The organism is Tessaracoccus sp. MC1756, from assembly GCF_014164735.1.
GTDB lineage: Bacteria > Actinomycetota > Actinomycetes > Propionibacteriales > Propionibacteriaceae > Arachnia.
Window position 1 is genome coordinate 961,174 of record NZ_JACJFZ010000001.1, and the last position, 24,420, is coordinate 985,593.

Below are 24,420 nucleotides of genomic sequence, written 5' to 3' on the forward strand. Positions count from 1 at the left end.
ACGTGCGGCACAATGATGCTCATGCCGACTGTGACCTACAACTCCGACGGGCTGGTGCCCGCCATCGCCCAGGACGCAGAGACCCGCGAGGTCCTGATGATGGCCTGGATGAATGAGGAGGCGCTGCGCCGAACCCTCACCACCGGCAAGGCCACCTACTGGTCGAGGTCCAGGCAGGAATTCTGGGTCAAGGGGGAGACCTCCGGCCACCACCAGGCCATCGAGAGCGTGACCGTCGACTGCGACGGCGACACCATCCTGCTCAGGGTGCGCCAGACCGGCGCCGCCTGCCACACCGGCAACCGCACCTGCTTCTTCACCCCTCTGACCGCTCAGGACACCGCCCAGTGATCGTCTCTCCCACGCTCGACGAGTTCGTCGAACTCGCCAACCATCGTCGCGTCATCAGCGTGCACGCCAAGCTGCTCGCAGACGACCTCACCCCCGTCGCGCTCTACCAGGCGCTGTGCGGCGCCCGGGAGGGAACGTTCCTGTTCGAATCCGCAGACGCTGGTGTCTGGTCGCGCTACTCCTTCGTGGGCGTGCGTTCCGCAGCCATGCTCACCGAGCGCGACGGCCAGGCGGCCTGGATCGGCCGCGAGCTGGTGGGCATCCCCGCCGACGGCGACCCGCTCGTCGTCCTCCGCGAAACCCTGGCGGAGCTGGCCACCCCGGCGACCCCCGGCCTGCCGCCGTTCCACGCGGGCATGGTGGGCTACCTGGGCTACGACGTGGTGCGCCGGCTCGAGAAGCTGCCCGAGACCACCGTCGACGAACTTGAACTGCCGGAGCTGGTCATGATGCTCAGCTCCGAACTGGCCGTGCTGGACCACCACCGCGGCGAACTCTGGCTCATCGCCAACGCCATCAACTACGACGGCACCCCGGAGGGCGCGGAGCGCGCCTACTGCGACGCGGTGGCCGCCGTCGAGACCATGGCGGAGCAGGTGCGCCAACCCCGCGTCGCGCTGGTGTGCCAGGAGGGCGAACCGCGCACGCCCGAGGTCCATCGGCAACGCACGTCGGAGGAGTTCCGCGCGATGGTGGACGAGGTGAAGGACGAGATCCGCGCGGGAGAGGCCTTCCAGATCGTCGTGTCGCAGCGCTTCGACATCCCCACCAGCGCCGATGCTTTCGAGGTGTACCGCGCGCTGCGCCTCACCAACCCCAGCCCCTACCTGTACCTGATGCGCCTGCCGGGCTTCGACATCGTCGGCTCCAGCCCGGAGGCGCTCGTCACGGTGCAGGACGGCGTGGCCACGACGCGGCCCATCGCCGGTTCGCGGCCCCGGGGCCGGACCCCGGAGGAGGACCGCCAGATGGCGGAGGAGCTGCTCGCAGACCCCAAGGAGAAGGCGGAACACCTGATGCTCGTGGACCTGGGCCGCAACGACCTGGGGCGCATCTGCGAGGCGGGTTCGGTCACCGTGCACGAGTTCATGAACGTGCGCCGCTACAGCCACATCATGCACCTGGAGGCCGCGGTCTCCGGCCGGGTGGACGCGGGCCGCACCGCCCTCGACGCCACGCTGGCCTGCTTCCCCGCGGGCACCCTGTCGGGCGCCCCCAAGGTGCGGGCCATGGAGATCATCGACCGCCTGGAGGTCTCGCGGCGCGGCCTGTACGGGGGAGTGGTGGGCTACTTCGACTTCGCCGGCAACTCCGACGTGGCCATCGCCATCCGTACCGCGGTGCTGGCCGACGGTGTCGCCTATGTGCAGGCGGGCGCCGGCGTCGTCGCGGATTCAGTGCCGGAGACGGAGGACGCCGAGTGCTCCCACAAGGCGCGCGCCGTCATCGCGGCGATCGGGCGTGCAGAGGCCATGGCGACGGCATGATCGAGGTCATCTGGCCCATCCTCGGGGTGCTGGCCTCGGGCGCGCTGCTCTTCTGGTTCTGGAAGCCACGGCGCCGCCCGAAACAGCAGTCGGCGGAGCAGCCCGAGGACCTCTGGAAGGCGATGGACGACGGTGCCGACCCGACTGATAGAGGGTAGGCTCGGGGGCTGAACCCTCCCTCGTTCAGAGAAAGGTCGCGCTCATGGCACGTACCCCGAAGTACTACCACCACGGTCGGAGCCCTGCCGCCTGGACCGGATCGGTGCTGACCGCTGTCGGTTTCACCATCGCCTGCGTGGCCGCCATGCTGGGCCCGGCGTGGCTCTGGGTCATCGTCGGTGCAGCCGTGATTCTCGTCGGGGCACTGACCACCATGATCATGAAGGCCATGGGTCTGGGTCAGCCGTGACCGTCCTCGACGACATCATCGTCGGCGTCCGGCGAGACCTCGAGGAACGCAAGGCCCGCACCTCCATCGACGAGGTCGTCCGCGCCGCCCACCAGGCAGCGCCGGCGATCGACCCGATGCCGCGGTTCCGCACCCCGGAAATCGCCGTGATCTCGGAGGTCAAGCGCAAGTCGCCGTCGAAGGGCGACCTCGCCATGATCACGGATCCTGCCGGGCTCGCCGCCTCCTACGAGGCGGGCGGCGCCGCAGCCATCTCTGTTCTCACGGAGAAGCACCGGTTCAACGGTTCGCTGGCGGATCTCGACGCCGTACGTGAGCGCGTCCGCATCCCGGTGCTGCGCAAGGACTTCATGGTGGAGGAGTACCAGTTCCACGAGGCCCGCGCCCACGGTGCGGACCTGGTGCTGCTGATCGTCGCGTCGCTCACCGACGACGAACTCACCCGCTTCCTGGGGCTGACCGCAGAGCTCGGCATGACCGCGCTGGTCGAGACCCACACCGCTGAGGAGGTGGACCGGGCGCTCGCCGCCGGGGCCGGCCTCATCGGCGTCAACAACCGGAACCTGAGGACCCTCGACGTCGACCCGGCCACCTTCGGCCGCCTGGCTGAGCGCATCGGCGATGCCGCCGTGAAGGTGGCGGAGTCGGGGATCCAGTCCGCCGACGACGTCGCGCGTGTCGCGGCCGAGGGGGCAGACGTCATCCTCGTGGGGGAGGCGCTCGTCAAACACGGCGACCCCACCCACGCCATCGGCAGCTTCATGGCTGCCGCAGAAAGGGCAAAGCACTGATGAGCCTTCCCGATTCCCGGGGACACTTCGGCCGCTTCGGCGGCCGTTTCGTGCCCGAGGCACTCCAAGCGGCGCTGAACGAACTGATCGTCGCGTTCGACGAGGCCTGGGCGGACCCGACGTTCCACGCGGAGCTGGCCAGGTTGCAGCGCGACTACGCCGGCCGGCCTACGCCGATCACGGTCGCCGATGAGTTCTCCAAGCATGCGGGTAACGCCCGCATCCTGCTCAAGCGCGAGGACCTCAACCACACCGGCGCCCACAAGATCAACAACGTTCTGGGCCAGGCCCTGTTGACCAAGCGCATGGGCAAGACCCGCGTGATCGCGGAGACCGGCGCAGGACAGCACGGGGTGGCCACAGCCACTGCGGCTGCGCTGCTGGGCCTTGAGTGCCGCGTCTACATGGGGGAGGTGGACACCCAGCGTCAGGCGCTGAACGTCGCCCGCATGCAGCTGCTCGGCGCCGAGGTGTACGCGGTCGCCGCGGGCTCGCGCACCCTCAAGGACGCGATGAACGAGGCCATGCGCGACTGGGTGACGACGGTGGACCACACGCACTACCTCATCGGCACCGTGGGCGGTCCACACCCGTTCCCGTACCTGGTCCGCGAACTGCAGCGCGTCATCTCCGTCGAGGCCCGCCAGCAGATGCTCGACGACCACGGCAGCCTGCCGGACTACGTGGCGGCCTGCGTCGGCGGCGGCTCCAACGCCATCGGCATGTTCTACGAGTTCATCGGCGACGAGGGTGTCGGCCTGTACGGCTTCGAGGCAGAGGGTGACGGCATCGAGACCCGCCGTCACGCGGCGACCATCACGGCCGGGACCCCCGGCGTGCTGCACGGTGCGCGCACCTTCCTGCTGCAGGACGCGGACGGGCAGACCATCGAGTCGCACTCCATCTCCGCCGGCCTCGACTACCCGGGTGTCGGGCCGGAGCACGCCTACCTGGCGGACACGGGCCGTGCCGTCTACGAGCCGGTCACCGACGCGGAGGCCATGGAGGCCTTCAAGTTGCTGACCCGCACCGAGGGCATCATCCCTGCCATCGAGTCGGCTCACGCCCTGGCCGGTGCGCTGCGGCTCGGCCGACAACTGGCGCAGCAGGATCCCTCGGCGACGCCGTCGATCCTCGTGTGCCTCTCCGGGCGGGGCGACAAGGATGTGGCCACCGCGTTCGAGTATTTCGGCCTGTCAGGCCAGCCTGACGTGACGGTGGGAGCGTTCGAATGAGCCAGTTCACAGATCCCAAGCGCCTCGGTAACTCGGGTGCCGCTGTCGCGCGCTGCCTCGACGAGGGGCGCCCTGCGCTGGTGGGCTACTACCCGGTGGGCTACCCCACGGTGCCGGATTCGCTGTCCGTGGTGAAGGCCCTCGTCGAGGGGACGCAGGGCCGTGGCGCCGACATCGTCGAGATCGGCATCCCGTACTCGGATCCGTTGATGGATGGGCTGGTCATCCAGCACGCCACCACCAAGGCCCGTGCGCGCGGCGTCCGCACCAGGGACGCCTTCCTCGCCGTCGAGGCCGTGGCATCGGCCGGTGCCACGCCGATGGTCATGACCTACTGGAACCTCGTGGAGGCCTACGGGGTCGACGCGTTCGCCCGGGACCTGTCGGCGGCCGGGGGAGCGGGCGTCATCACGCCCGACCTGCCGCCGGACGACTGCCCGGAGTGGTTCGAGGCCTCGGACGCGCACGATGTGGACCGGGTCTTCCTGATCGCCCCGTCATCCACCGACGAGCGGATCGCACTCACCATGGAGTCCTGCCGCGGCTGGGTCTACGCCTCGTCCGTCATGGGCGTGACCGGTGTGCGGAGCCAGACCTCCGACGCGGCCCCCGTGATCGTGGAGCGCGCCCGCGCCGTTGATCCGTCGCTGCCCATCGGCATCGGCCTGGGCGTCAGCGACGGGGACCAGGCGGCCGAGATCGGTAGCTTCGCGGATCTGGTGATCGTCGGCTCGGCGCTGGTGAAGTGTATGTCGTCGGACGGGCTGGACATGCACGGCGACCTGCAGAAGCTCCGGGCGCTGGCCGACGACCTTGCGGCGGGCGTCGAGCGGGCTCGCCGGTGATAGGACGACGCCTCTTTCTCGGCGCCGGTGCCACCGCGCTGCTGGCTGCCTGCAGCCCCGCCGCCGACGAGCCTGCTGCCGACATCGAGGGCGCGGGTGAGTGGCACGGCACGCACCTGTCCGGCGGCGGCAACCCCGTTCCGGACGTGACCCTGACGGACCAGGACGGCAACCCGTTCAACCTGGCCACGGACGTCACCACCAAGGCCCTGGCCCTCTTCTTCGGGTACACCAACTGCCCAGACGTGTGCCCCGGCATCATGGCGGACATGGCCACGGCCAAGCGCCGCCTCCCGCCTGAGATCGTTGATGACATCACGCTCATCGTCGTCACGACGGACCCGGCCCGTGACACCCCCGAGGCGCTGAAGGAGTACCTGCGTCGGGTCGACGAGTCCTTCATCGGGCTCACCGGCAGCCTCGACCTGATCAAGCCCGCCGCGCTGAGCCTCGGCATCGACATCGCCGAGGGCAAGCAGTTGCCGTCCGGTGGCTATGAGGTGGACCACGGCAGCTACATCCTGGGCTTCGGCGAGGACCGCAAGCTGGCCGTCGTGTGGAACGAGGTTCCGCCCGGCGAGATGCGCGAGGACTACGAACGCCTCATCGCGGGCTGACCCAGGAGATGCCGAGGAATCGGCGCAGGGCCTGGCCGCCGTCGTAGCTGATCGGCTCCTCCGGCCTGGTCAGCTGCTCCCGGGTGAGCTTGTAGCGCACCTCGGTCGCGGCCTCGCCCAGGCGGTTGACGCGGGCGCGGTCGAACTCCCGGTAGCCGGTCTTCTGGCTCACCCTGTTCGATGCCGGGTTGTCGGCATAGGCCTCGGTGCGCATCTCGATGGCGCCCAGTTCGTCGAAGGCGAAGGCGCAGATCATCTGACGCATGCGGGTGCCGATGCCGCTGCCATGGAACTCCCGGCCCAGCCAGGACCCGGTGAAGCCCGTTCGGCGCACCGCGAAGTCGGCCGCCCGAAGGTCCTGGGCGCCCAGCATGGTGTCGCCCTGGCGCGCCACCATGAGGAGCTCGAAACGCTCGGGGCGGGCGGCGCTCCAAGTCGAGAAGTAGAACTGCGTGAACTCAGCTCGCGTTCGGCCTTCGGCAGCAGCGCCCAGTCGGTGAGGAACGGGTAGCCGGAACCGTCTGGCACGATGCCGCCGCCCGCGACGGCGAGCAGTTCCGGCACGTCGTCGGGCGTCATCGCGCTCAGCGTGAGGTCGCCGCAACGGATGGACACGCCCATGAAGGGGAGGATGTCTGACCAGGCCATGCTGGACAGGGTAGCGGGGCGGGCCGTGAGGCTATCTGGCGATGGCTGCGAAGGTGGCCCGCGTGAGGCGGGCCAGGTCAGCAGGGGCGAGTTCGACGTCCAGGCCGCGTCGTCCGCCGCTGACCAGCACTGTGGCCCTGCCCTGCATCGACGCGTCGAGCACCGTGGGCAGCGGCTTGCGCTGACCGATGGGGGAGATGCCCCCGACCACCATCCCGCTGGAGCGTTCGGCCGCGGGAGGAGCGGCCATGGTGAGGCGCTTGACCCCCAGGGCGCCCGCGAGCGCCTTCAGGTCCAGTTGCAGATGGACCGGGACCACCCCGACGGCGAGCCCCGCGCCGGTATCGACGAGCAGCGTCTTGAACACTTCCTCGGCCGGCCTGCCCAGCGCCTCCGCTGCTTCGAGACCGTAGGAGGGTGAGGCGGGATCGTGGTCGTAGGTGTGGATGGTGTAGGGCACTTTCGATTGGTCCAGGGCGCTGGTGGCGGGCGTGCCCGTGCCGCCGTGCTGCTTCTTGGCCATGGGCGAAGCCTACTGTCGTAGCCCACAAGGGTGTGATTCGAAGCACCTGTCCGGGACTACTGTCGGCTTTCTCGGACGGGTTCACCCGGATATGGGCCCCGCTGTCTCGAGGAGGTTGAACTCGTGGCAAGAAACTGGATGGCTGCTGTGGTGATCGCCGGTCTGGCAGTGGCCGGCTGCTCGGCCGACGCCCGCGAGGGCGAGGTGGAAGACGCCGCCCGCGCCTTCGTGGGAGCCACTCCGGCGGAGGCGTGCGAGATGCTCGCGCCGGAGACCCGCAAGAGCGTGGAGAAGGACTCGGGCACCGATTGCGCCGCAGTCCTTGAGGAACTGGGGCTGCCCTCGGCCTCTGACGTGGAGGGCGGGGAGGTCGCGGGTGAGAGCGCCCAGGTGCGACTCGCGGATGACGTCGTGTTCCTGGCGCGGTTCCCTGAGGGCTGGCTGGTGACCGCAGCGGGATGCGTCCGTGAAGAGGCGGATCCCGCCTGGCCGTACGAGTGTGAGGTGAAGGCATGATTCTCGCGAGGGTTGTGTTCTGGACGTACCTGCTGTTCATCCTGCTGGGGCTGCTCGCCGTCTTCATCATTGCGGCGGTGGCACGGTGAAGGATCCACGAGTCCAGTCCGCGCTGCGCGACAACTCCCTGTCCATCGGCTTCGGCATCCTGCTGCTGCTCGCGCTGATCGGCCAGGCCTTCGCCGGTCAGGCCCACTACAACCTGGAGGCCCGCACGGCGGGCCTGGCCGAGATCGACATGTGGCGCTACCTGACGTCCTCTTCGTTCGCCGTCGACGTGGCGGAGAACTGGCAGTCCGAGTACCTCCAGTTCACGCTCTTCATCCTGCTCACCGTCTGGTTGGTCCAGCGGGGTTCGTCGGAGTCCAAGCCGCCCCAGGAGATGGGGCCGCACGACGACTCGGAGGAGATGGTGGGGGAGTTCGCCCGGCCTGACTCGCCGCAGCTTGCCCGGGTCGGCGGGTGGCGTACCAGCGTGTTCTCGATGTCGCTGACCATCGTGATGTTCGCCATCTTCGTGTTGTCCTGGGCTGCTCAGGCGGTGGCTGGTCGTGTCGCCTACAACGAGGAACGCCTGCGCGACCTGCTCGATCCGCTCAGCCTGGGTGACTATCTCCTCCAACCGGAGTTCTGGAGCAGGACGTTCCAGAACTGGCAGTCCGAGTTCCTTGCAGTGGGGTCCATGGCGATCTTCGCGGTGTTCCTCCGGCAGCGGAACTCCCCGGAATCCAAGCCGGTGGGCATGCCGCACCACGAGAACCCCTAGAGGAGTCGCGAGGTTGGCCAAAAAGAACGGCCCCTCCAATGGAGCTTGGAAGGGCCGTTCAGCTTGTCAGAGCGTGTTTGCTCTAGCTCCCCGGACTGGACTCGAACCAGTAACCCTCTGATTAACAGTCAGATGCTCTGCCAATTGAGCTACCAGGGACCGGTGGTCAGTGGATGACCACGCGATGAAGAACGTTAGCAGATGATTCTGCCGGATGGCGAATCGGAGGGGCTGGGGGTAGCTTTAGCCAGTCGATTTTTCGTGACAGGAGCAGCCCATGTCCGCCGCCACGCTGGAGCGCCGCGTCCACCCCGTTGACCAGGTTCCACCGGGGCCCAAGCTGGCCGTCCTCGGCCTGCAGCACGTCCTGGCGTTCTACGCCGGCGCGGTGATCGTCCCCATCGTGATCGCCGGCGCGCTGGACCTGTCCACCCAGGACCTCATCCACCTGATCAACGCCGATCTGTTCACCTGCGGCATCGCGACGATCATCCAGTCCGTCGGCTTCTGGAAGGTGGGCGTGCGGCTCCCGCTCATCCAAGGCGTGACGTTCACGGCCGTGTCGCCGATCATCGCCATCGGCCTGGCCGCCGGCGGTGGCAGGGAGGGCCTGCCGGAGATCTACGGCTCCATCATCGTCGCCGGTCTGGCCACGTTCTTCGTCGCCCCCTACTTCTCCAAGCTCATCCGCTTCTTCCCGCCGGTGGTCACCGGCACCCTCCTGACCGTGATGGGCACCACCCTCATCGGCGTGGCGGCCAGCGACATCGTCCGCGGTGCCGGCGGCGGGAACGCCGCAGGGGCGGAATTGACACGCAACCTGGCCTACGCGCTGGCCACGCTCGGCGTGATCGTGCTGATGCAGCGCTTCTTCAAGGGCTTCATGGCCACCGTCGCCGTCCTCATGGGTCTGGTCCTGGGTACGGTTGTCGCCGTCATCCTGGGCGACACCTCGTTCACCCACGTGGCCGACGCCTCCTGGGTGGGCGTGACCACCCCGTTCTGGTTCGGGATGCCCAAGTTCACCTTCGCCGCGATCGTCTCCATGCTGATCGTGATGGCCATCACGGCCGTCGAGACCACCGGTGACGTGTTCGCCACCGGTGAGGTCGTCGGCAAGCGCATCACCCCGAAGCACATCGCCGCCGCGTTGCGCGCCGACGGCCTGTCCACCGCGCTGGGCGGTGTCCTCAACTCGTTCCCCTACACCTGCTTCGCGCAGAACGTCGGCCTCGTGCGCCTCACCCGCGTGAAGTCGCGCTGGGTTGTCGCCGTGGCCGGCGTGTTCATGATCATCCTGGGCCTCCTCCCGAAGGCAGGCGCCATCGTCGCGGCCATCCCCGGACCGGTTCTGGGCGGTGCCTCCCTGGCCATGTTCGCCAACGTGGCCTTCGTCGGCATCCAGACGCTGGGCAAGGCCGACCTGCACGACAACCGCAACCAGGTCATCGTCTCCACCTCGCTGGCGCTGGCGATGCTGGTCACCCTGCAGCCCTCCGTTGCCCAGGCTGTGCCCGGGTGGCTCCACATCTTCTTCGGTTCCGGCGTCACGATCGGCGCGATCACCGCGATCGTGCTCAACCTGCTGTTCTTCCACGTCGGACGCCGCCGGGGCCCGGACGTCGCGACCTCAGGCAGGAGCCCGCTCAACCTCGAGCAGATCAACGCCATGGACGAGGAACGTTTCGTCGAGACCTTCCGCAGCCTCTATCCGGAAGAGACCTGGCCCATCCGTGCCGCGTACCAGTCGCGTCCGTTCAACTCGACGGCCGACCTGCGGGGAGCCTTCCAGAACTCGCTGATGAGCGGCACCCCCGACCAACAGCGGAGCCTGATCCTCAGGTACCGCGACATCGCCGACCTCCTCCTCGACGAGGACCCTGGTCACACGCCGTCGGACATCGCCGCGCTCACCGAGACCGGATCGCTGGCCGCCGACAGGATGGACGACCACGACCGGCAGAGTCTCATGGCCGTGTCGCACGCGTACCAGGACAAGTTCGGCCTCCCGCTCGTGGTGTCGCTCAACGCGACCACCACGCTCGACTCCGTGGTGGAGCAGAGTTGGGTGCGCGTGGAGGCCTCGCCGGAACGCGAACTGCACAAGACCGTGGGCGAGGTGGCCAACATCGCTGACCGCCGCTTCGATGCCCTCGTGGCTGACGCGAACCCGATCCGCTCCGCCTGGTCACGCAAGTTCGAGGCGCTGAACTGACCCGCTTCAGCCGTCGGTGTTCTGGAGGTCACCCAGGAAATTGTCGGCCCAGTGCTCGATGGTGTTGCCGTGCACCTGCTTCTTCAACGCCCGCATGCGCCGCTGGCGTTCCCGGGCCGGGTCCGTCGCGGCCTGCATGACGACCTCTTTCATGCCGTTGAGGTCGTACGGATTGACCAGGTAGGCCTGCTTGAGTTCCTGCGCCGCGCCGGCGAACTCGCTGAGGACCAGCGCGCCATTGGTGTCGGGGCGGCACGCCACGTACTCCTTGGCCACGAGGTTCATGCCGTCACGCAGCGGAGTCACGACCATGACGTCGGCGATGCGGTACATAGCCGCCATCGTCGTGCGCGGGAAGCCGGCGTGGAGATAGGAGATGGCCGGGCGACCGACGCCGCCAACCTCGGAGTTGATCCGCCCCACCAGGAGATCGATATCGTCGCGCAGCCGCCTGTACTCGTCGACGCGCTCGCGCGACGGGGTCGCCACTTGCAGGAAGACCGTGTCCGCCGGGTCGAGTTTGCCCTCCTCGAAGAGTTCGCCCATGGCGCGGATGCGCTGCCGCAGGCCCTTCGTGTAGTCCAGCCGGTCCACGCCCAGGAAGATCCGCTTGGGATGCCCCAGTTCCTCCAGCAGGGCCTCGGCTTCGGCGATGACCTCCGGCGTCTCGGCCAGGGCCGCGAAGCCCTCCGTGTCGATGGAGATCGGGTAGGCGCGGGCGGTGCACACGTGCGATCCCGATACGCGCACCCGGTCGCGCTCCACACGGTGGGCGGTGCGCTGGCGCACGAGCCGCAGGAAGTTCTGGGCGCCGCCCGGCACCTGGAAGCCCACCAGATCAGCACCGAGGAGACCCTCGAGGATCTCACTGCGCCACGGTAGCTGCTGGAACAGTTCGGTGGGAGGGAACGGGATGTGGAGGAAGAAGCCGATCCGCAGATCCGGGCGCAGCTCGCGCAGCATCTTGGGGACCAGTTGAAGCTGGTAGTCCTGGACCCACACAGTGGCGCCCTCGTCGGCCACCTCCGCGGTCGCCTCGGCGAAGCGACGGTTGACCGTGACGTAGGCGTCCCACCACTCGCGGTGGTACTCGGGGAAGGCGACGGTGTCGTGGTACAGCGGCCAGAGGGTGGCGTTGGAGAAGCCCTCGTAGTACTCCTCATACTCCTCTGCGCTCAGGGGTACCGGCACGACGGAGTAGCCCTCGTGTTCGAAGGGCGCGACGCGCTCACCCGACGCGCCGTGCCAGCCCACCCATGCACCGCCCATGCGGCGCATCACGGGCTCGAGAGCGGTGACCAGGCCACCCGGTGACGTGCGCCAGTCGACGCTCCCGTCATCTGCGGTGATGCGGTCGACAGGGAGCCGGTTGGCGACAACGACGAAGCGTGCGCGCTCGGACATTTTTCCTCCTAGGTCGTCTATCACCTTACCGAGTGAGGCTGTCACATGAGTCGGGCGACCCGAGAACGCCGACGTGGCAAGGTAGGTGCCATGACCTGGAATGCAGTGACCGATCATGCCCGGAGCTTCTTCTCCGCCGCCGCCGCAGACCCGTCCCGGGTGTTGCTCGCCCTCGACTTCGACGGCACCCTTGCCCCCATCGTCGATGACCCGGAGGACTCCCGGATGCACGACGGCGCGGCCCAGGCCCTCGCCCGGCTGGGCGGCGTTCTCGGGCACGTGGCGATCATCACCGGACGGGGGGTCGCGGTGGTCCGGCGCCTGGGGCGCCTGGCGGAGCGCGAAGGGCTGGGCAACCTGGTGGTCCTGGGCCAGTACGGCGCGGAGCGCTGGGATGCGGCCACGGGCGAGGAGACGCCGCCGTCGGTGCCCGAGAACGTCTCCGCGGCGCGCCCAGCGGTGGAGCAGATCATCGCGGGCTGCGCCATCGACGGTGTGGTGCTGGAGGACAAGGGCCGCGCGCTCGGCGTGCACACGCGTCGCAGCGCAGACCCCGACGCGGCGTTCCGGCTCCTGGAGCCGCAGCTGGCTGTCGTGGCCGAGCGGCACGGGCTCGTTCTGGAGCCCGGCCGCAACGTCCTTGAGTTGCGTGCTTCAGCGCTGACCAAGGGTGACGCGCTCCGTGCCCTCGTCGACGAGACCGGGGCCTCCGTCGTGGCGATGTGCGGCGACGACCTGGGGGACCTGCCGGCCTTTGAAGTGCTTCGCGAACTGCGCGACGGGGGTCTCAGCACCTGCGCCGTCATCAGCGGGTCTGCGGAACAGCCGGCGATGGCCGCCCAGGCCGATGTGCTGGCGGAGGGGCCCGACGGTGTCGCTGCCTGGCTGCGGGACCTGGCTGCAGCGCTGGCCTGAGGGTGGGGCATGCGGGGCTTGAACCCGCGACGGGCGGATTATGAGTCCGCTGCTCTAACCGGCTGAGCTAATGCCCCTCGGGGAAGAAGGATACTCAGTTACGCCTGTCCCTGCCCAACACGTGGCCGTCCCGGCCGCGCCCTCGGCAGGAGCACCATCACCACGTTGCGCATCATGGCGACGAAGACGACCGCCCACACCGCCAGCGCGACGTACAGGAACACAGTGCCGATGGCCTCCACCAACGGCAGTCGGTCGACCCTGCCCACGTTGATCGAGGCGACGGCGAACATGCCGACGGGGAAGACGATCGACCAGAAGGTGGGCACGTAGACCAGCGGCACCCGGTGCACGAAGTGCCGCCACACTCCTGCGCCGACCAGGATCGGGATGAGCCACAGGCAGAAGCTCCAGAAGATGGCGATGGTACCCGCGATCAGCGTCCGGGTCGCATCGACCATGGGCGTCGAATCCATGGCGACGATGTTGCTGCCCGCGACGACCGCGATCGCCATCGCGCCCATGGCCACCCAGTAGGGCGGCTCGAACTCGCGCGGCGTGATGCCGAAGTGGACGATGCGCAGGAGCACGAGGATGGAGACGCCCGCGTACAGCGCAACGCCGACCGACCACGACAGCACCGCGAGGATCCCGATCCACGCCCGCCCATCCGGGAAGAAGCCCATGATGCGGGTCATGCCGATGGCCAGCGACTGGCTGGCGACCGCCCAGATGAACCAGGTGCCGTTGGTCCTGGCGAGGATCGGCTTGCCGTCGCGGGTCATCAGCACCTGCCAGGGCAACACGTACCCGAAGACGAACCAGAGCACGGTGCCGAGGAAGATCAGCGGCAGCGCGATGGTGACATACCCGGCAGCCAGCAGACGGACGGCGAGCACGTCGGTGCCCGCGACCACGGTGAAGTAGGCGAACGCCATCTCAGGCCCGCGCAGGTCGCGCAGCATCGCGGCACGGTGGGACACGGCGCGCCACACGTAGAGCACCCAGAGCACGGCGTAGGACAGGGCGGCGATCACGAGCAGCGCGAGCGACAGCGACTCCAGGCCGATCTCGTGCAGGCCGATCGAGACGATGCCGGTGCCCATCACGAGCGCGAAGTAGCCCGGCGACAGGCGTTCGAGGGCCTCTGAGAAGGCGGAGGGCTGGCTCATGACCGGCGCGTCAGAGCTTCGGGTTGACGCTCGGCCCGCCGGGGCCGGATTCGCCGTCGCTGGGTACCTCCATCGAGGGCGAGTCGCTGTACGGTCCGCCGTCGCTGCCAGGTGAAGGGCTGGACGGCTCGCCGCTCTGCGGCTCCCCTGACTGGGGGGAGGCCGACGCCGGATCAGGCGAGCCTGACCCCTCGCCGGAGCCCTCCGCGGGCGAAGGGATGGGCGGGGGAGCGTCGACGGGGGGCTGGTTCTGGAAGGCGAGGATGGCCATCAGCAGCGCGAGCGCCGACAACAGGGCCATCACCAGGAAGGACACCAGGATGGTGATCCAGGAGGCACGGTCCCGACGCCCCGGCCAGGCCAGCGGCCAGAGCCGGGTGGCGCCGTGGCCGGTCTTGTCGATCCAGTGCAACCGGTAGTCGGGGCCCGCCGGCTGGCTCAGCGGCGGCGCCATCGACAGATCGACGGCGCGCAGCACCCTGTCCGCCTCCTCGACGGCCGCGAGCGTTCCGTCGAACGCCAGCGCAGCCCAGGGCGCGAGGGGGAGCAGATGGGCGAGGTGTGGATCGTCGTCTTCGCTGCGGTACCGGACGGCGGTGCGGCCGTCGTCCTGATCCTCGCCGCCACGGGCGACGACGGTGTCGATATGCATGGCGTTGATCTCGCCGGAGAACCGGGCCCGGGCCGCGGCGTCGCGCGCCGCGCCCTCTGAGAGCAGGAGGAGCATGACGGAGTCGCCGCCGTCCTCGTGCGCGACGAAGGTGGTGCCCGCCGGGGTGGCGGTCAGCCTGGCGTCGAGCCAGAAGCCGCCCACCTTGGGCGGGTCTTCCTCCCGGAGGGGATGGTGCGCGGCGAGCACCATCTCATCCTCCGCGCGTTCCTCGGGCGGAGGGGGAGGGGGACCCTGCACCGGGCCGGCGTCGTCGTGCTCGCTCATCGTGACCATCGAACCACATTCAGACAAGCAACAGCGTCGACGGCCGTGCGTGGTCTGCGTAGAGTTGGTGCTTCCCCCGGAGCGCTATCGTTGAGCGCGGATCCCCGTCCAGAAGGAGTCACGCGTGAGCGAGCCGACCGCAGTCACCCAGTTGCCCGAGACGGTCGCTGACGCGGCCAGGGTGCTGGGCCAGGCGATCAGTCAGGTGCAGCGGGTCATCGTCGGCCAGGAGCACATGGTGCAGCAGTTGATGGTCGCCCTGTTGGCCAAGGGACACTGCCTGCTGGAGGGCGTGCCGGGCGTGGCCAAAACCCTGGCGGTGCGCTCGTTCGCCACCGTCGTGGGAGGCGACTTCGCCCGCGTGCAGTTCACGCCGGATCTGGTGCCGTCCGACATCGTCGGTACGCGCATCTACTCGGCCAAGGCGGAGAGCTTCGAGATCGAACTCGGCCCCGTCTTCGTCAACTTCGTCCTCGCCGACGAGATCAACCGCGCCCCGGCCAAGGTGCAGTCCGCGATGCTCGAACTCATGGCTGAGAAGCAGGTCTCGATCGGCGGCGTCACCTACCCGGCGCCGAAGCCGTTCATCGTGATCGCCACCCAGAACCCCATCGAGTCCGAGGGCGTCTACCCGCTGCCCGAGGCGCAGCGCGACCGCTTCCTGGTCAAGGTCGACGTCCCTTACCCCCGCGGCAATGAGGAACTCGAGATCCTGCGCCGGATGAGCGTCAGCCCGCCCGTCGCGGAGCGGGTCCTGAATCCGGATCTCGTCCGTCATCTCCAGGACATGGCCTCCAACGTGTTCGTGCACAACCTCGTCGCCGAATACATCGTGCGGCTCGTGCTCGCCTCGCGTACCCCGGCAGATTTCAACATGCCGGACCTTGAAGGGGTCATCCAGATCGGCTGCTCGCCGCGCGCCACGCTGGGCCTGGTCGCCGCCGCCCGCGCGCTGGCCCTCATCAACGGCCGCGACTACGTCCTGCCCACGGACGTCCAGGCCGTGGCCAAGGACGTCATGGCCCACCGCATCGTGCTGGGCTTCGACGCAGTGGCGGACAACGTCAGCACCGCAGAGGTGGTGGACCGCATCCTCGCCATGGTGCCGGCGCCCACCCCCGTGTGGAACGAACAGCAGCGGCAGGCCAGCCACCAGGCGCACGCCCACCAGCCCGGCCGGAGCTGATCCTTGACGCAACCGGGCTTCACCTACGACGGCCCCCAGAAGGGGCCGTCACTGGCTGTGCCCAGCACTGAGGCGGCCGAATATTCGGTGCTGCGCGCGCCCACCGGGCCGACGGTGCCCCTCAACAAGTTGGCCCCCGAGGCAGCCCTGCGACGCCTCGAACTGACGATCGTGCGCCGCCTCGAGGGCTTCCTCCAGGGGGACCACCTGGGTCTCCTCCCCGGGCCGGGCACCGACACCAACGACGCCCGGGTCTACCATCCCGGGCAGGACGACGTGCGCAAGATGGACTGGGCCGTGACCGCCCGCACCACGGTGCCGCACGTGCGCGACACGATGGCGGACCGCGAGCTGGAGGTCTGGGCCCTGCTGGACGTCACGCCGTCGATGAACTGGGGCACCGAGGGGATCACCAAGCGCGACCTCGGCATCGCGGCCATCGCGACCATCGGGTTCCTCTCGCAGAAGATGGGCGACCGCTTCGGCGGGATGATGATGCTGCCGGACCAGGTCAAGCGGCTGCCCGCCCGCTCCGGGCGCACCGCGCTCTACGGGCTGCTGCGCAAGCTCCTCACGGAGCCGATCGTGCCGGACAACACGCCCGGCACCATCGAGCTGGAGGACGGCATCGAGCAGCTCACCCGCTCGCAGCGCCGCCGCGGCATGCGCGTGGTGGTCTCGGACTTCCTCACGCCGGGGGACTCCGAGCTCGACCCGAACGTGCCGCCCCCGTGGGAGCGCGCCATCCGTCGGCTGGCGGTGCGCAACCAGGTGCTCTGCATCGAGGTCATCGACAGGCACGAGCTGGAGTTCCCGGACGTGGGCGAGATGCTCATCCGTGACCCGGAGACCTCGTTCGCGCGCTACGTCAACACCTCCGACGACGCGGCCAAGCGCCGCATGGACGCCGCGACGCGCGCCCAGCGCGAACGCATCAAGATCGCGCTGCGCCGGGCCGGCGCCGGCCACATCCAGCTGCGCACGGACCGCGACTGGGTCACCGACATCGCGCGCTTCGTGCTGCACTACCGCAAGGTGGCCGGCATGCTGCACCAGCCCCCGCAGGGGGTGAGCAAGTGAGCTGGCTCTGGTCCTGGCTCCCGGAGTTCGCGAACCCCGGACGACTCTGGACCCTGGCGCTGCTGCCGGTGCTGGTCCTCGTGTACCTGATCCTGCTGCGGCTGAAGGGCCGGGTTGCGCTGCGCTTCACGAACACGGGCATGCTGGGCCGCGTCGTCGGCTCACAGCGTCGGTGGACGCGGCACGTGTTCGTGGCCATGTCGCTGTGCTCCCTGGTGGCCCTCGGTCTGGCGTACGCCAACCCCCTGGGTACGGAGAAGGTGCCGCGCGAGCGCGCCACCGTCGTGATGATCGTCGACGTGTCTCTCTCCATGTCGGCTGAGGACGTGGAGCCGAACAGGCTGGACGCTGCCAAGCAGGCCGCCGTGGAATTCGTCCGCGACCTGCCGGACTCCTTCAATGTCGCCGTGGTGGCCATGTCGGGTAGGCCCACCATCGCCATCCCGCCGACGACGGACCGGGGCGCCACCGAGCGTGCCATCACCGCACTGGAACTGGCCGACGGCACCGCCATCGGCGATTCGATCACCACCGCCCTGCGCGCGGTGGACCTCGCCCCACCCGGCGGCGACGGCGAAGAGCCCGCCCCGGCCATGATCGTGATGCTGTCAGATGGCACCAACACCGAGGGCCCAACGCCTGACGAGCCGGCCAAGCGCGCCAAGAACGAGGAGATCCCGATCTTCACCATCGCGTACGGCACCCAGAACGGGTTCGTCGACATCGACGGCCAGCGCGAGAACGTCGCGCCGGACACGGCCACGCTTGAACAGATCGCAGACATCACCGGCGCCCGTGCCGTGGGCGCCGACGACAGGGAGGCGCTGGCCACGGCCTATCGCGACGTCGGCTCGGTCATCGGGTACGAGGACGTGGCCAAACCCATCACCGCCACCTATGCGTTCATCGCGCTCGGCTTCGCCGTCGTGGCGGCGCTGGGTGCGGTCTTCATGGCCGCGAGGTGGCCGCGATGATGCCGTTGATGATGGAGTTCATGGCCCCGTACCGGTTGTGGGCGCTCGTGATCATCCCCCTGATCGCCGTCCTGTACGTGGTGCTGTCGGCCCGCACGTCGAAGCCGCGCCCGATGAGTTCCCGGCTGCGCTTCGTGGTGCCCAAGGACGCCGCCTGGAAGCGGCACGGGGCCGTGCTCCTCGGGCTGCTGTCTCTCGCCGCGCTGATCGTTGCCTGGGCGATCCCGAAGGACTATGTCGACAAGCCGCGTGACCGCGCCACCGTCGTGGTCTCCATCGACGTGTCCTGGTCCATGGAGGCGCAGGACGTCGAGCCGGACAGGCTGCAGGCGGCGCAGGATTCGGCCAAGGCGTTCGTGGACTCCCTGCCGGAACGCTTCAACGTGGCCCTCGTCTCGTTTGCGGGCACGGCGGACCTCATCGTGCCGCCCACCATCGACCGCGGCGTGGTGCAACGCGCCATCGACTCCCTGATGCTCGCGCCCTCGACTGCGGTGGGCGAGGGCGTCTACAAGAGCCTCGACGCGCTGAAGCTCGTGCCGCCGGACCCGTCCGACCCCGACGCGGTGGCCCCCGCCGCCGTCGTGCTGCTCTCCGACGGTGCCACCAACATCGGACGCAGCTCGGCCGGCGCCGCGGAGAAGGCCAAGGAACAGAACGTGCCGGTCTACACCATCGCGTTCGGCACCGACAACGGCTTCGTCGAGCAGGACGGGCAGCGCCAGCGCGTGGCCGTCGACCATTGGGAGCTCAGTGAGATCGCTAGGCTCTCGGGCGGCAAGAAGTACGCGGCGGAATCCGCCGGTCAGTTGGACGAGGTCTACGACGCCATCCGGCAGTCCGTCGGCACCGAGCGGGTGCCCGCTGAGGTGACGGACCGCTACGCCGGCCTCGCGATCATCTTCGCGGTGCTCGCGGCGCTGGGAGTCATCTCGCTGGGAGCCAGGTGGCCGTGACGATCGCGGAGAACCTGCAGCGGATCCGCGCCGAAGTCGACGAGGTGGCCAGGGCCGCCGGCCGCAACCCGGCGTCGGTGCGGATCATGCCGGTGTCGAAGTACCAAAGCGCGGACCAGATCCGCGAGGCGCACGCCGCCGGCTACACCCTGTTCGGGGAGAACCGGGTGCAGGAGATGGTGGGCAAGCACGCCGAGCTCGCCGACGAGGGCATCGGGTTCGCCATCATCGGGAACGTGCAGTCCAACAAGGCCAAGCCGGTGGCGGAACTCGCCGCAGAACTCCAGTCGCTCGACTCTCTGAGCCTCGCGGAGAACCTCAACCGCCGCTGCGCCGCGCTCGGCAGGCGGCTCCCGGTGCTGGTGCAGGTCAACACTTCCGGGGAGGCGCAGAAGTCCGGCATCGCGCCTGAGGACGCCGTCGGGTTCGCGCGGAAGTTGCAGCCCCTCGAGGCGCTGGACGTCCGCGGGCTGATGACGATGGCGGTCTTCAGCGACGACGACGCAGAGGTCGCCGCCTGCTTCCGCGACCTCCTCGACGTGCAGGCCAGGATCCGTGACGCCCTGGGCGGTGGCTACGACGAACTCAGCATGGGCATGTCGGGCGACTTCAAGCTTGCAGTCGCCCACGGCTCGACGTGCGTGCGCATCGGCACGGCCGTCTTCGGGCCGCGCTTGACGGCCTGAGCCGGCGGATCACCCCTCGGCCACGTCCTCAGTGAGGTCGAGCCCCGACGCGGTGCCGTCGTCCGGCACGAGCCTCAGTTGCGGCGCGGGGCGCGGCGCAGTGGAGGCACCGGCGTCGCTGTTCTTCCACTTGTCGGCCAACGCCACCATCCCGGCGGCCCGGTCGTTGATGACCTCCCGCTCGGCGGCGCTCGGCCGGTAGGACGGCAGCGGAGCCGTCGCGCCCGGCCCGGCCAACTCGCTGTACGGGGTGCCTCCGGAGGAGGTGTCGCGGTAGTTGCGCTCCAGCGCGACCAGCCATCGACCGAGCCCGCCCGCAGCCGTCCGGAACCGGATCCACCGGTGGTTGTCCCAGCCCTTGGCCGGCAGGACGCCCGGCTGCGGCCCGGCGAAGGTGCGCACCAGTTTCTCGGCACCGAGCCGTCCCCGTTCGGCGAGGCCGGATACCACCTGGGGCGGCATCGACAGGTTCATGCCGCCCTCGGACTCGTCGTGGTGCACGGTGACGATGCGGTCGCGGTAACCAGGCATCACCATCTGGGCCCCGTCCACCCATTCGCGGGCGGTGTGGACCATGAGCGCGCCGAAGGACAGCCACGCCCCCATCCCGGCGGTGGGCAGCGGGAACCAGGGCCTCTGCAGCCCGCCGACGTTGCTCGTCGGCAGGTAGCTGTTGTGCTCCTGCTCTGGTGATTTCTCGCGGCCCGGTGGGAACGGGCCCAGGTTGAAGGCGAACGTGGGGTGCCGCGGCAGCGGCGTGTCGAAGAAGTGGACGGGGAGGTTGGCGCAGAGACCCCCGTCGGTGAACCAGACGCTCGACGCGGTCCTCTGCTCGCGGGGAGCCTCCTGGTTCGCGGGCTCCGTGTAGTCCACGGCCCAGAGCCGTACCGCGCTGATCAGCACCGGGAAGCTCAGCGACATCCTGGTTGCGACGATCACGGGGAGGTCGTCCTCGGCCGGCCACGGCCGGAGATGCTCCTGGGCGACGGGGGTGACCCCCGGCGCGGGGTGCGCGACCATCCAGTCGCCGACCTCAGCAGGAAAGAGGCCGCGGAACTCCTCGGGGTCGAAGAAGAACTCCCTGGCGCTCCAGGGCATCGCCATGGGCTGGTGTCTGGTGAGGTTCGTGGTCATCGTGCGGAGCGTCACCCCGGCGCGTCGCAGGTCACCGAAGGTCACCGGGGGAGCGGCGGGGTCGCGGCCGGCCAACGACTGGATCTTGGCGTGCAGCCAGGGGGTGAGCGCGGCGCCCTGACCCGCGTTGTCACCGGGCATCCCGGTGCACATCCCGTAGCCGTCCGCGGCCACGCGCCCGAACCGTCGCAGCACCGCCCAGCCGACGGCGGCCGCCACACCGACGAGCAGGACGAGCACGCCACCGACGATCGCGGCCCCGGCGCCGACGCCGTCGCCCAACCATCCCAGGGCGATGAGCACCAGCCCGGGCAGCGCCCCCAGGATGGCCGCAGCGGGGAAGTGGCGCAGGAGCCCGTTGATGATGGCCCACGTCTTGTTGCCGGTGGCCTCCGCGGCCCCGAAGAGGACGTGGAACAGAGGCGCGGCGGTGCGCGTCGGCTGGAAGAAGGTCGCCAACGTGGACCTTCCCCCCGGGCCCGGTTCCGCGAGCTCGGCGGGCATCCGGTCGAGCTCCTCGAAGCCGCCGGTGTGCCGCCCCAGCTCGGCGGCCGCTGCGGCCGCGGCGGCGATGGCGCCGGCGGAGGCGCCGCCCACCTGGCTCAGGCGATAGGTGCGGGCGAGTTCAGCCACCGCGCGGGGATAGATCACGCCGCTGGTGATGCCGCCTTTCATCACGATGTCGCACGTGAGGCGGGGGTTCCCGTAGCCGTTGGTCATGGTGCTCCTGTCGTCACATGCCGAGTTGATGCTCGAAGAAGTCGTCGACCACTTCACGGCACATGGCCGCATACGGTGCGTCGTCGTTGGTGAACTGCCTGATGTCGCTGATCCGTCGGCGCAACTGTTCCACGAGGGCCTCGTCGTCTGGGTGGCGTTGGACGTTTCGCTGGGCGTCCAGTGCGCTGCGCAGATGCGCCTGGAGCAGGTCCAGCCGCTCGCGCCGGGCACGACGGAGGCCGCGACGCTGCAGGGCGCAGACCTCGATGGTCGCGGCGCCCTTCCTGCTTCCCCGCCGTGGCCCGACCCAGCCGTCCTCGACGGTGCCGGTGCCCCAGGTGAACGTCAGGTGCCTCTCCGGAAAGTCGAGGTAGGGGTGCAGTACCAGCCGCTTCTCGCGGCGCTCCTCGCCGGGGGCGGTGGCACGGGTGGTCTCCGACGCGAGCGGGAACGCGTTGGCCTTCCCCACGGTGCGCGTTTCGGCACCGGGGAGTTCCTGCCTGCGGCCGCTGTTGCAGTCGGTGCACGACGGCAGCAGGTTGGTCCATTCGCTGGCGAGCCAGTAGTAGCCGGGCGGCACCAGGGTGCCGTTGATGGTGACGGCCCCCTTGGGCCGGTAGTGCTCGATGGCCATCTGCTGGCTGGAGGCGTAGTAGGTCTCGCAGTAGGCGCACTTCCCGAAGAACGCTTCGGTCAGCGTGGGCCTGATGTCGTCGGCCTTGTAGGCGCGGAATCCGGTGGTCGCGTAGGGCGTCCTGCCGTCCCACCGCTGGTAATACTCCAGGACCTGCTCGCGCTCCCGGAGCGTCTCCACGCTCGACGAACTCTTGGGCGGCTTCGGACGTTTGACCCGCCTCATCGCCAACTCCGGGGGAGGTGTTCATCCCAGAGCGCCGTCAGGCGGGCGGTGACCTCAGCCGTGGTGGGTGCCTCCGCGTCGCCGCTCTGGCGGCGGGAGGCGATGTAGTCGTCCGCCGAGGCCAGGAGCAGCCGTTCACGCTCGGTGGTGCCCAGCTGCTCCAGGGTGTCGAGCCGGGAGCGGACGCGCTCGAGCCGCGCCGCCTCCTCGTCGGTGGGCTTCGTCAGGGCCTTCAGCCTGTAATACTGCTCCCACAGTTCCGCGACCTCGGGGTCGTCGGTGCTGCCAAGGCCGAAGTGTTCCGAGGTGAGCAACTGTTCGATGCTCATGCCGGTCACCGGCGGCAGGTCGGTCAGTGTGATGACGTCGCCGTCGTTGTTGCGCCGCACCACGACCACCTCCCCGTCGACGATGCCGCGGAGGCAGAGGGGGTCGTGCGTGGTCACGACGAACTGCACGCGCGGCAGCAGGTCACGGAGGGCGCCGACGATGCGCAGTCGCCAGCGGGGGTGCAGGTGCGCGCCGATCTCGTCGAGCAGGACGATGCCCTCTGCCAGCGAGGCGTGGCTCCACAGCCGCAGGACGCTGCGGAGGATGTCGCAGGCCATCACCACCATGGACTGGTAGCCGTCGCTGAGGGAGGCGAGGTCGGAGATCGAACTACCCTGCCGCAGGATGACCCGCCCACGCCGACGCTCCAGGCCGGAGGAGGGGTCCAGCGCGAGCATTCCGTGGATGCCACGGGAGACATCACCGAACGTCGCGTCGTCGAGCGTCAGGAGCCAGGCCGTGGGGTCCGTGAGGGGGAGCAGTGGGTCGAAGAGGTTGTCGACCCGCACCACCCGGTTGTCCGGGCCCGGTGGCGTTCCCCGCGGCAGGAGCCTCGTGGCGCCGTACCCCAACAGCAGGGCGGGGACGGGTTCGGGGCCGGTGAACTCCGTGTCACCTTTCGCCCAGGCGAGTTCGAGCGGTTCGGTGCGGCCGGAGAGGTAGACCTGCACCAAGCCCTTGCGCGCCCCGTGCCGCAGGTACGCTCGGGCGTCGATGCTCAGGGCGCGTCGCTGGTCGCCGCCCATCAGCGTGAGAGCGAGGGCGTGGAGCACCGAACTCTTCCCGGAACCGTTCTCGCCGAGCAGCACCGTCCAGGGCCCCCGGCCGCTGGTGGACCTGGAGAAGTCGAGGTCCAGGTCGCGGATGGGCCGGAAGTTCCTGATGACCACGCGCTCGATCCACTGCGCCGTTCCGAAGTACTGCTCCTGCCCCGCGACGGCGGAGCTCAGGTCGTATCCCTGGCTCGGCGTCGGTGGCAACTCGGGGCCGACGGGCGGCGCTTCCGCCATCGCGAGCCGCATCGTGCTCCGGCCCGTCTGTCGACGCAGCGTGCGGAACGACTCGTCGTCGGCGTCCCACTCTCCTTCGCCCACCGCGCGCCTGGCGCGGACGAGCGCCTCTCGGTTGAGCGCCAGGAGGTCGATGGAGACCCGGCCCCGCTCCGTGAGGGGCTGCACGGTGCCGTCCGGTGCGTGCCGCAGATGCATGACCGGATCGTCGAGGAGCGGATCCAGCAGGAGGGCGTCCTCGTCGACTAGTTCTTCGGGCGTCGTGGCACGGGCCCCCACCACCGGGAAGCGGGTGCCGCGGGTGCGGATGCAGTCCGGGCAGGCGGGGAACAGGTTCTCCCAGCTGTAGGCGAGCCAGCCGTAGGCAGCGAGGTCGGCCGAACCGTCCAGACCGACGGCGCCCCATGCCGGGCGGTGCTGCGTGGTGGTCGCCGCATCGCTGCCGTGCGCCTCGACGGGCCGTTCGCAGTAGGCGCAGGTTCCCCGGGTCATCTCCAGCAGCGTGGCCAGGACCTCAGGGTCCCGCAGCACCTCGTGCAGTGGGGGCGCGCCGCCCGCCTGCTGCGCGACGACGGCGTCGTGCGTGCCGGCGAGCTCCTGCCTGACTGCCGCCAGGACGCGTGGTTCCTCCGGACGTTGCAGCATGTTCCCCCC

General features: G+C 69.3%; 25 protein-coding genes and 2 tRNA genes. 17 read left to right on the forward strand and 10 right to left on the reverse strand.

Annotation, left to right across the window (positions count from 1 at the left end; translation table 11 throughout):
* Positions 1-21: 21 nt before the first annotated feature.
* The 8 genes from hisI to H5393_RS04495 are packed head-to-tail and all read left to right on the forward strand — an operon-like array spanning position 22 to position 5,735.
* Complete coding sequence (hisI, locus tag H5393_RS04460) at positions 22-351, forward strand: phosphoribosyl-AMP cyclohydrolase (RefSeq protein ID WP_370585925.1); 330 nt, start codon at positions 22-24, stop codon at positions 349-351.
* Entirely contained in the window at positions 348-1,838 is a 1,491-nt protein-coding gene (locus H5393_RS04465) for an anthranilate synthase component I (protein WP_370585926.1), read from the forward strand. Before hisI ends, H5393_RS04465 begins: the two co-directional genes overlap by 4 nt.
* Positions 1,835-1,996, forward strand: a complete 162-nt coding sequence (locus tag H5393_RS04470; RefSeq protein ID WP_182765611.1) for a hypothetical protein — start codon at positions 1,835-1,837, stop codon at positions 1,994-1,996. The genes H5393_RS04465 and H5393_RS04470 overlap by 4 nt, the downstream gene beginning before the upstream one ends.
* A 44-nt stretch (positions 1,997-2,040) precedes the next feature.
* Entirely contained in the window at positions 2,041-2,247 is a 207-nt protein-coding gene (locus H5393_RS04475; protein ID WP_076058596.1) for an HGxxPAAW family protein, read from the forward strand.
* Entirely contained in the window at positions 2,244-3,038 is a 795-nt protein-coding gene (gene trpC, locus H5393_RS04480) for an indole-3-glycerol phosphate synthase TrpC (RefSeq protein WP_182765612.1), read from the forward strand. Before H5393_RS04475 ends, trpC begins: the two co-directional genes overlap by 4 nt.
* Positions 3,038-4,273 carry a tryptophan synthase subunit beta gene (trpB, locus tag H5393_RS04485; protein WP_182763490.1) on the forward strand — a complete coding sequence of 412 codons (1,236 nt, stop codon included), beginning with the start codon at positions 3,038-3,040 and terminating at the stop codon, positions 4,271-4,273. Before trpC ends, trpB begins: the two co-directional genes overlap by 1 nt.
* Positions 4,270-5,118, forward strand: coding sequence for a tryptophan synthase subunit alpha (gene trpA, locus H5393_RS04490; RefSeq protein WP_182763489.1), 849 nt, complete (start codon positions 4,270-4,272; stop codon positions 5,116-5,118). Before trpB ends, trpA begins: the two co-directional genes overlap by 4 nt.
* Positions 5,115-5,735, forward strand: coding sequence for an SCO family protein (locus tag H5393_RS04495; protein WP_182765613.1), 621 nt, complete (start codon positions 5,115-5,117; stop codon positions 5,733-5,735). The genes trpA and H5393_RS04495 overlap by 4 nt, the downstream gene beginning before the upstream one ends.
* On the opposite strand, the gene H5393_RS04500 is transcribed toward H5393_RS04495, so the two are convergent.
* Both H5393_RS04500 and ybaK read right to left on the reverse strand, forming a co-directional pair.
* A complete protein-coding gene (locus tag H5393_RS04500; protein WP_182765614.1) occupies positions 5,722-6,339 on the reverse strand; it encodes a GNAT family N-acetyltransferase in 618 nt (205 codons plus the stop codon). The two genes, H5393_RS04495 and H5393_RS04500, sit on opposite strands and share 14 nt — an antisense overlap.
* A 75-nt stretch (positions 6,340-6,414) precedes the next feature.
* A complete protein-coding gene (gene ybaK, locus H5393_RS04505; protein WP_182765615.1) occupies positions 6,415-6,906 on the reverse strand; it encodes a Cys-tRNA(Pro) deacylase in 492 nt (163 codons plus the stop codon).
* Positions 6,907-7,029: 123 nt separating this feature from the next.
* Here ybaK and H5393_RS04510 point away from each other — a divergent pair, with 123 nt between their 5' ends.
* A complete protein-coding gene (locus tag H5393_RS04510; protein ID WP_182765616.1) occupies positions 7,030-7,422 on the forward strand; it encodes a hypothetical protein in 393 nt (130 codons plus the stop codon).
* Between the two features lie 85 nt (positions 7,423-7,507).
* The gene (locus H5393_RS04515) at positions 7,508-8,188 is read left to right on the forward strand and encodes a DUF6766 family protein (RefSeq protein ID WP_182765617.1); all 681 of its coding nucleotides are present in this window, start codon (positions 7,508-7,510) and stop codon (positions 8,186-8,188) included.
* 86 nt (positions 8,189-8,274) lie between these two features.
* Here the strand turns inward: H5393_RS04515 and H5393_RS04520 are convergent.
* Positions 8,275-8,347 (reverse strand) — tRNA-Asn (locus H5393_RS04520).
* Positions 8,348-8,465: 118 nt separating this feature from the next.
* Between H5393_RS04520 and H5393_RS04525 the strand changes: the two genes are divergently transcribed.
* Positions 8,466-10,403 (forward strand): solute carrier family 23 protein, encoded by a 1,938-nt coding sequence (locus tag H5393_RS04525; protein ID WP_182765618.1) that lies wholly within the window; start codon positions 8,466-8,468, stop codon positions 10,401-10,403.
* 6 nt (positions 10,404-10,409) lie between these two features.
* Here the strand turns inward: H5393_RS04525 and H5393_RS04530 are convergent, their stop codons facing one another.
* The gene (locus tag H5393_RS04530) at positions 10,410-11,807 is read right to left on the reverse strand and encodes a trehalose-6-phosphate synthase (protein WP_182765619.1); all 1,398 of its coding nucleotides are present in this window, start codon (positions 11,805-11,807) and stop codon (positions 10,410-10,412) included.
* 90 nt (positions 11,808-11,897) lie between these two features.
* Here H5393_RS04530 and otsB point away from each other — a divergent pair, with 90 nt between their 5' ends.
* The gene (gene otsB, locus H5393_RS04535; RefSeq protein WP_182765620.1) at positions 11,898-12,722 is read left to right on the forward strand and encodes a trehalose-phosphatase; all 825 of its coding nucleotides are present in this window, start codon (positions 11,898-11,900) and stop codon (positions 12,720-12,722) included.
* 3 nt (positions 12,723-12,725) lie between these two features.
* Here the strand turns inward: otsB and H5393_RS04540 are convergent.
* The 3 genes from H5393_RS04540 to H5393_RS04550 all read right to left on the reverse strand — a co-directional run bounded on the left by H5393_RS04540 (position 12,726) and on the right by H5393_RS04550 (position 14,831).
* Positions 12,726-12,799, reverse strand: a tRNA-Ile gene (locus H5393_RS04540).
* 21 nt (positions 12,800-12,820) lie between these two features.
* Entirely contained in the window at positions 12,821-13,894 is a 1,074-nt protein-coding gene (locus H5393_RS04545; protein WP_182765621.1) for a tellurite resistance/C4-dicarboxylate transporter family protein, read from the reverse strand.
* Between the two features lie 10 nt (positions 13,895-13,904).
* On the reverse strand, positions 13,905-14,831 hold the full coding sequence (locus H5393_RS04550; protein WP_255436252.1) for a hypothetical protein: 927 nt from the start codon (positions 14,829-14,831) through the stop codon (positions 13,905-13,907).
* A 124-nt stretch (positions 14,832-14,955) separates the two neighbouring features.
* Here H5393_RS04550 and H5393_RS04555 point away from each other — a divergent pair, with 124 nt between their 5' ends.
* From H5393_RS04555 to H5393_RS04575, 5 genes are read left to right on the forward strand one after another with little or no spacing between them, the layout of a single operon-like run.
* Positions 14,956-16,017 carry a MoxR family ATPase gene (locus H5393_RS04555; protein WP_076058619.1) on the forward strand — a complete coding sequence of 354 codons (1,062 nt, stop codon included), beginning with the start codon at positions 14,956-14,958 and terminating at the stop codon, positions 16,015-16,017.
* Positions 16,018-16,074: 57 nt separating this feature from the next.
* Positions 16,075-17,097, forward strand: coding sequence for a DUF58 domain-containing protein (locus tag H5393_RS04560; RefSeq protein ID WP_182765803.1), 1,023 nt, complete (start codon positions 16,075-16,077; stop codon positions 17,095-17,097).
* Positions 17,094-18,071, forward strand: a complete 978-nt coding sequence (locus tag H5393_RS04565) for a VWA domain-containing protein (protein ID WP_182765622.1) — start codon at positions 17,094-17,096, stop codon at positions 18,069-18,071. The genes H5393_RS04560 and H5393_RS04565 overlap by 4 nt, the downstream gene beginning before the upstream one ends.
* On the forward strand, positions 18,071-19,027 hold the full coding sequence (locus H5393_RS04570; protein ID WP_182765804.1) for a VWA domain-containing protein: 957 nt from the start codon (positions 18,071-18,073) through the stop codon (positions 19,025-19,027). The genes H5393_RS04565 and H5393_RS04570 overlap by 1 nt, the downstream gene beginning before the upstream one ends.
* On the forward strand, positions 19,024-19,713 hold the full coding sequence (locus tag H5393_RS04575; protein WP_182765805.1) for a YggS family pyridoxal phosphate-dependent enzyme: 690 nt from the start codon (positions 19,024-19,026) through the stop codon (positions 19,711-19,713). Before H5393_RS04570 ends, H5393_RS04575 begins: the two co-directional genes overlap by 4 nt.
* Positions 19,714-19,722: 9 nt before the next feature.
* Here the strand turns inward: H5393_RS04575 and H5393_RS04580 are convergent, their stop codons facing one another.
* The 3 genes from H5393_RS04580 to H5393_RS04590 are packed head-to-tail and all read right to left on the reverse strand — an operon-like array spanning position 19,723 to position 24,411.
* The gene (locus H5393_RS04580) at positions 19,723-21,567 is read right to left on the reverse strand and encodes a patatin-like phospholipase family protein (RefSeq protein WP_182765623.1); all 1,845 of its coding nucleotides are present in this window, start codon (positions 21,565-21,567) and stop codon (positions 19,723-19,725) included.
* Between the two features lie 13 nt (positions 21,568-21,580).
* The gene (locus tag H5393_RS04585) at positions 21,581-22,381 is read right to left on the reverse strand and encodes a hypothetical protein (RefSeq protein ID WP_182763475.1); all 801 of its coding nucleotides are present in this window, start codon (positions 22,379-22,381) and stop codon (positions 21,581-21,583) included.
* A gap of 41 nt (positions 22,382-22,422) precedes the next feature.
* Entirely contained in the window at positions 22,423-24,411 is a 1,989-nt protein-coding gene (locus tag H5393_RS04590; RefSeq protein WP_182765625.1) for an AAA family ATPase, read from the reverse strand.
* Positions 24,412-24,420 lie beyond the last annotated feature (9 nt).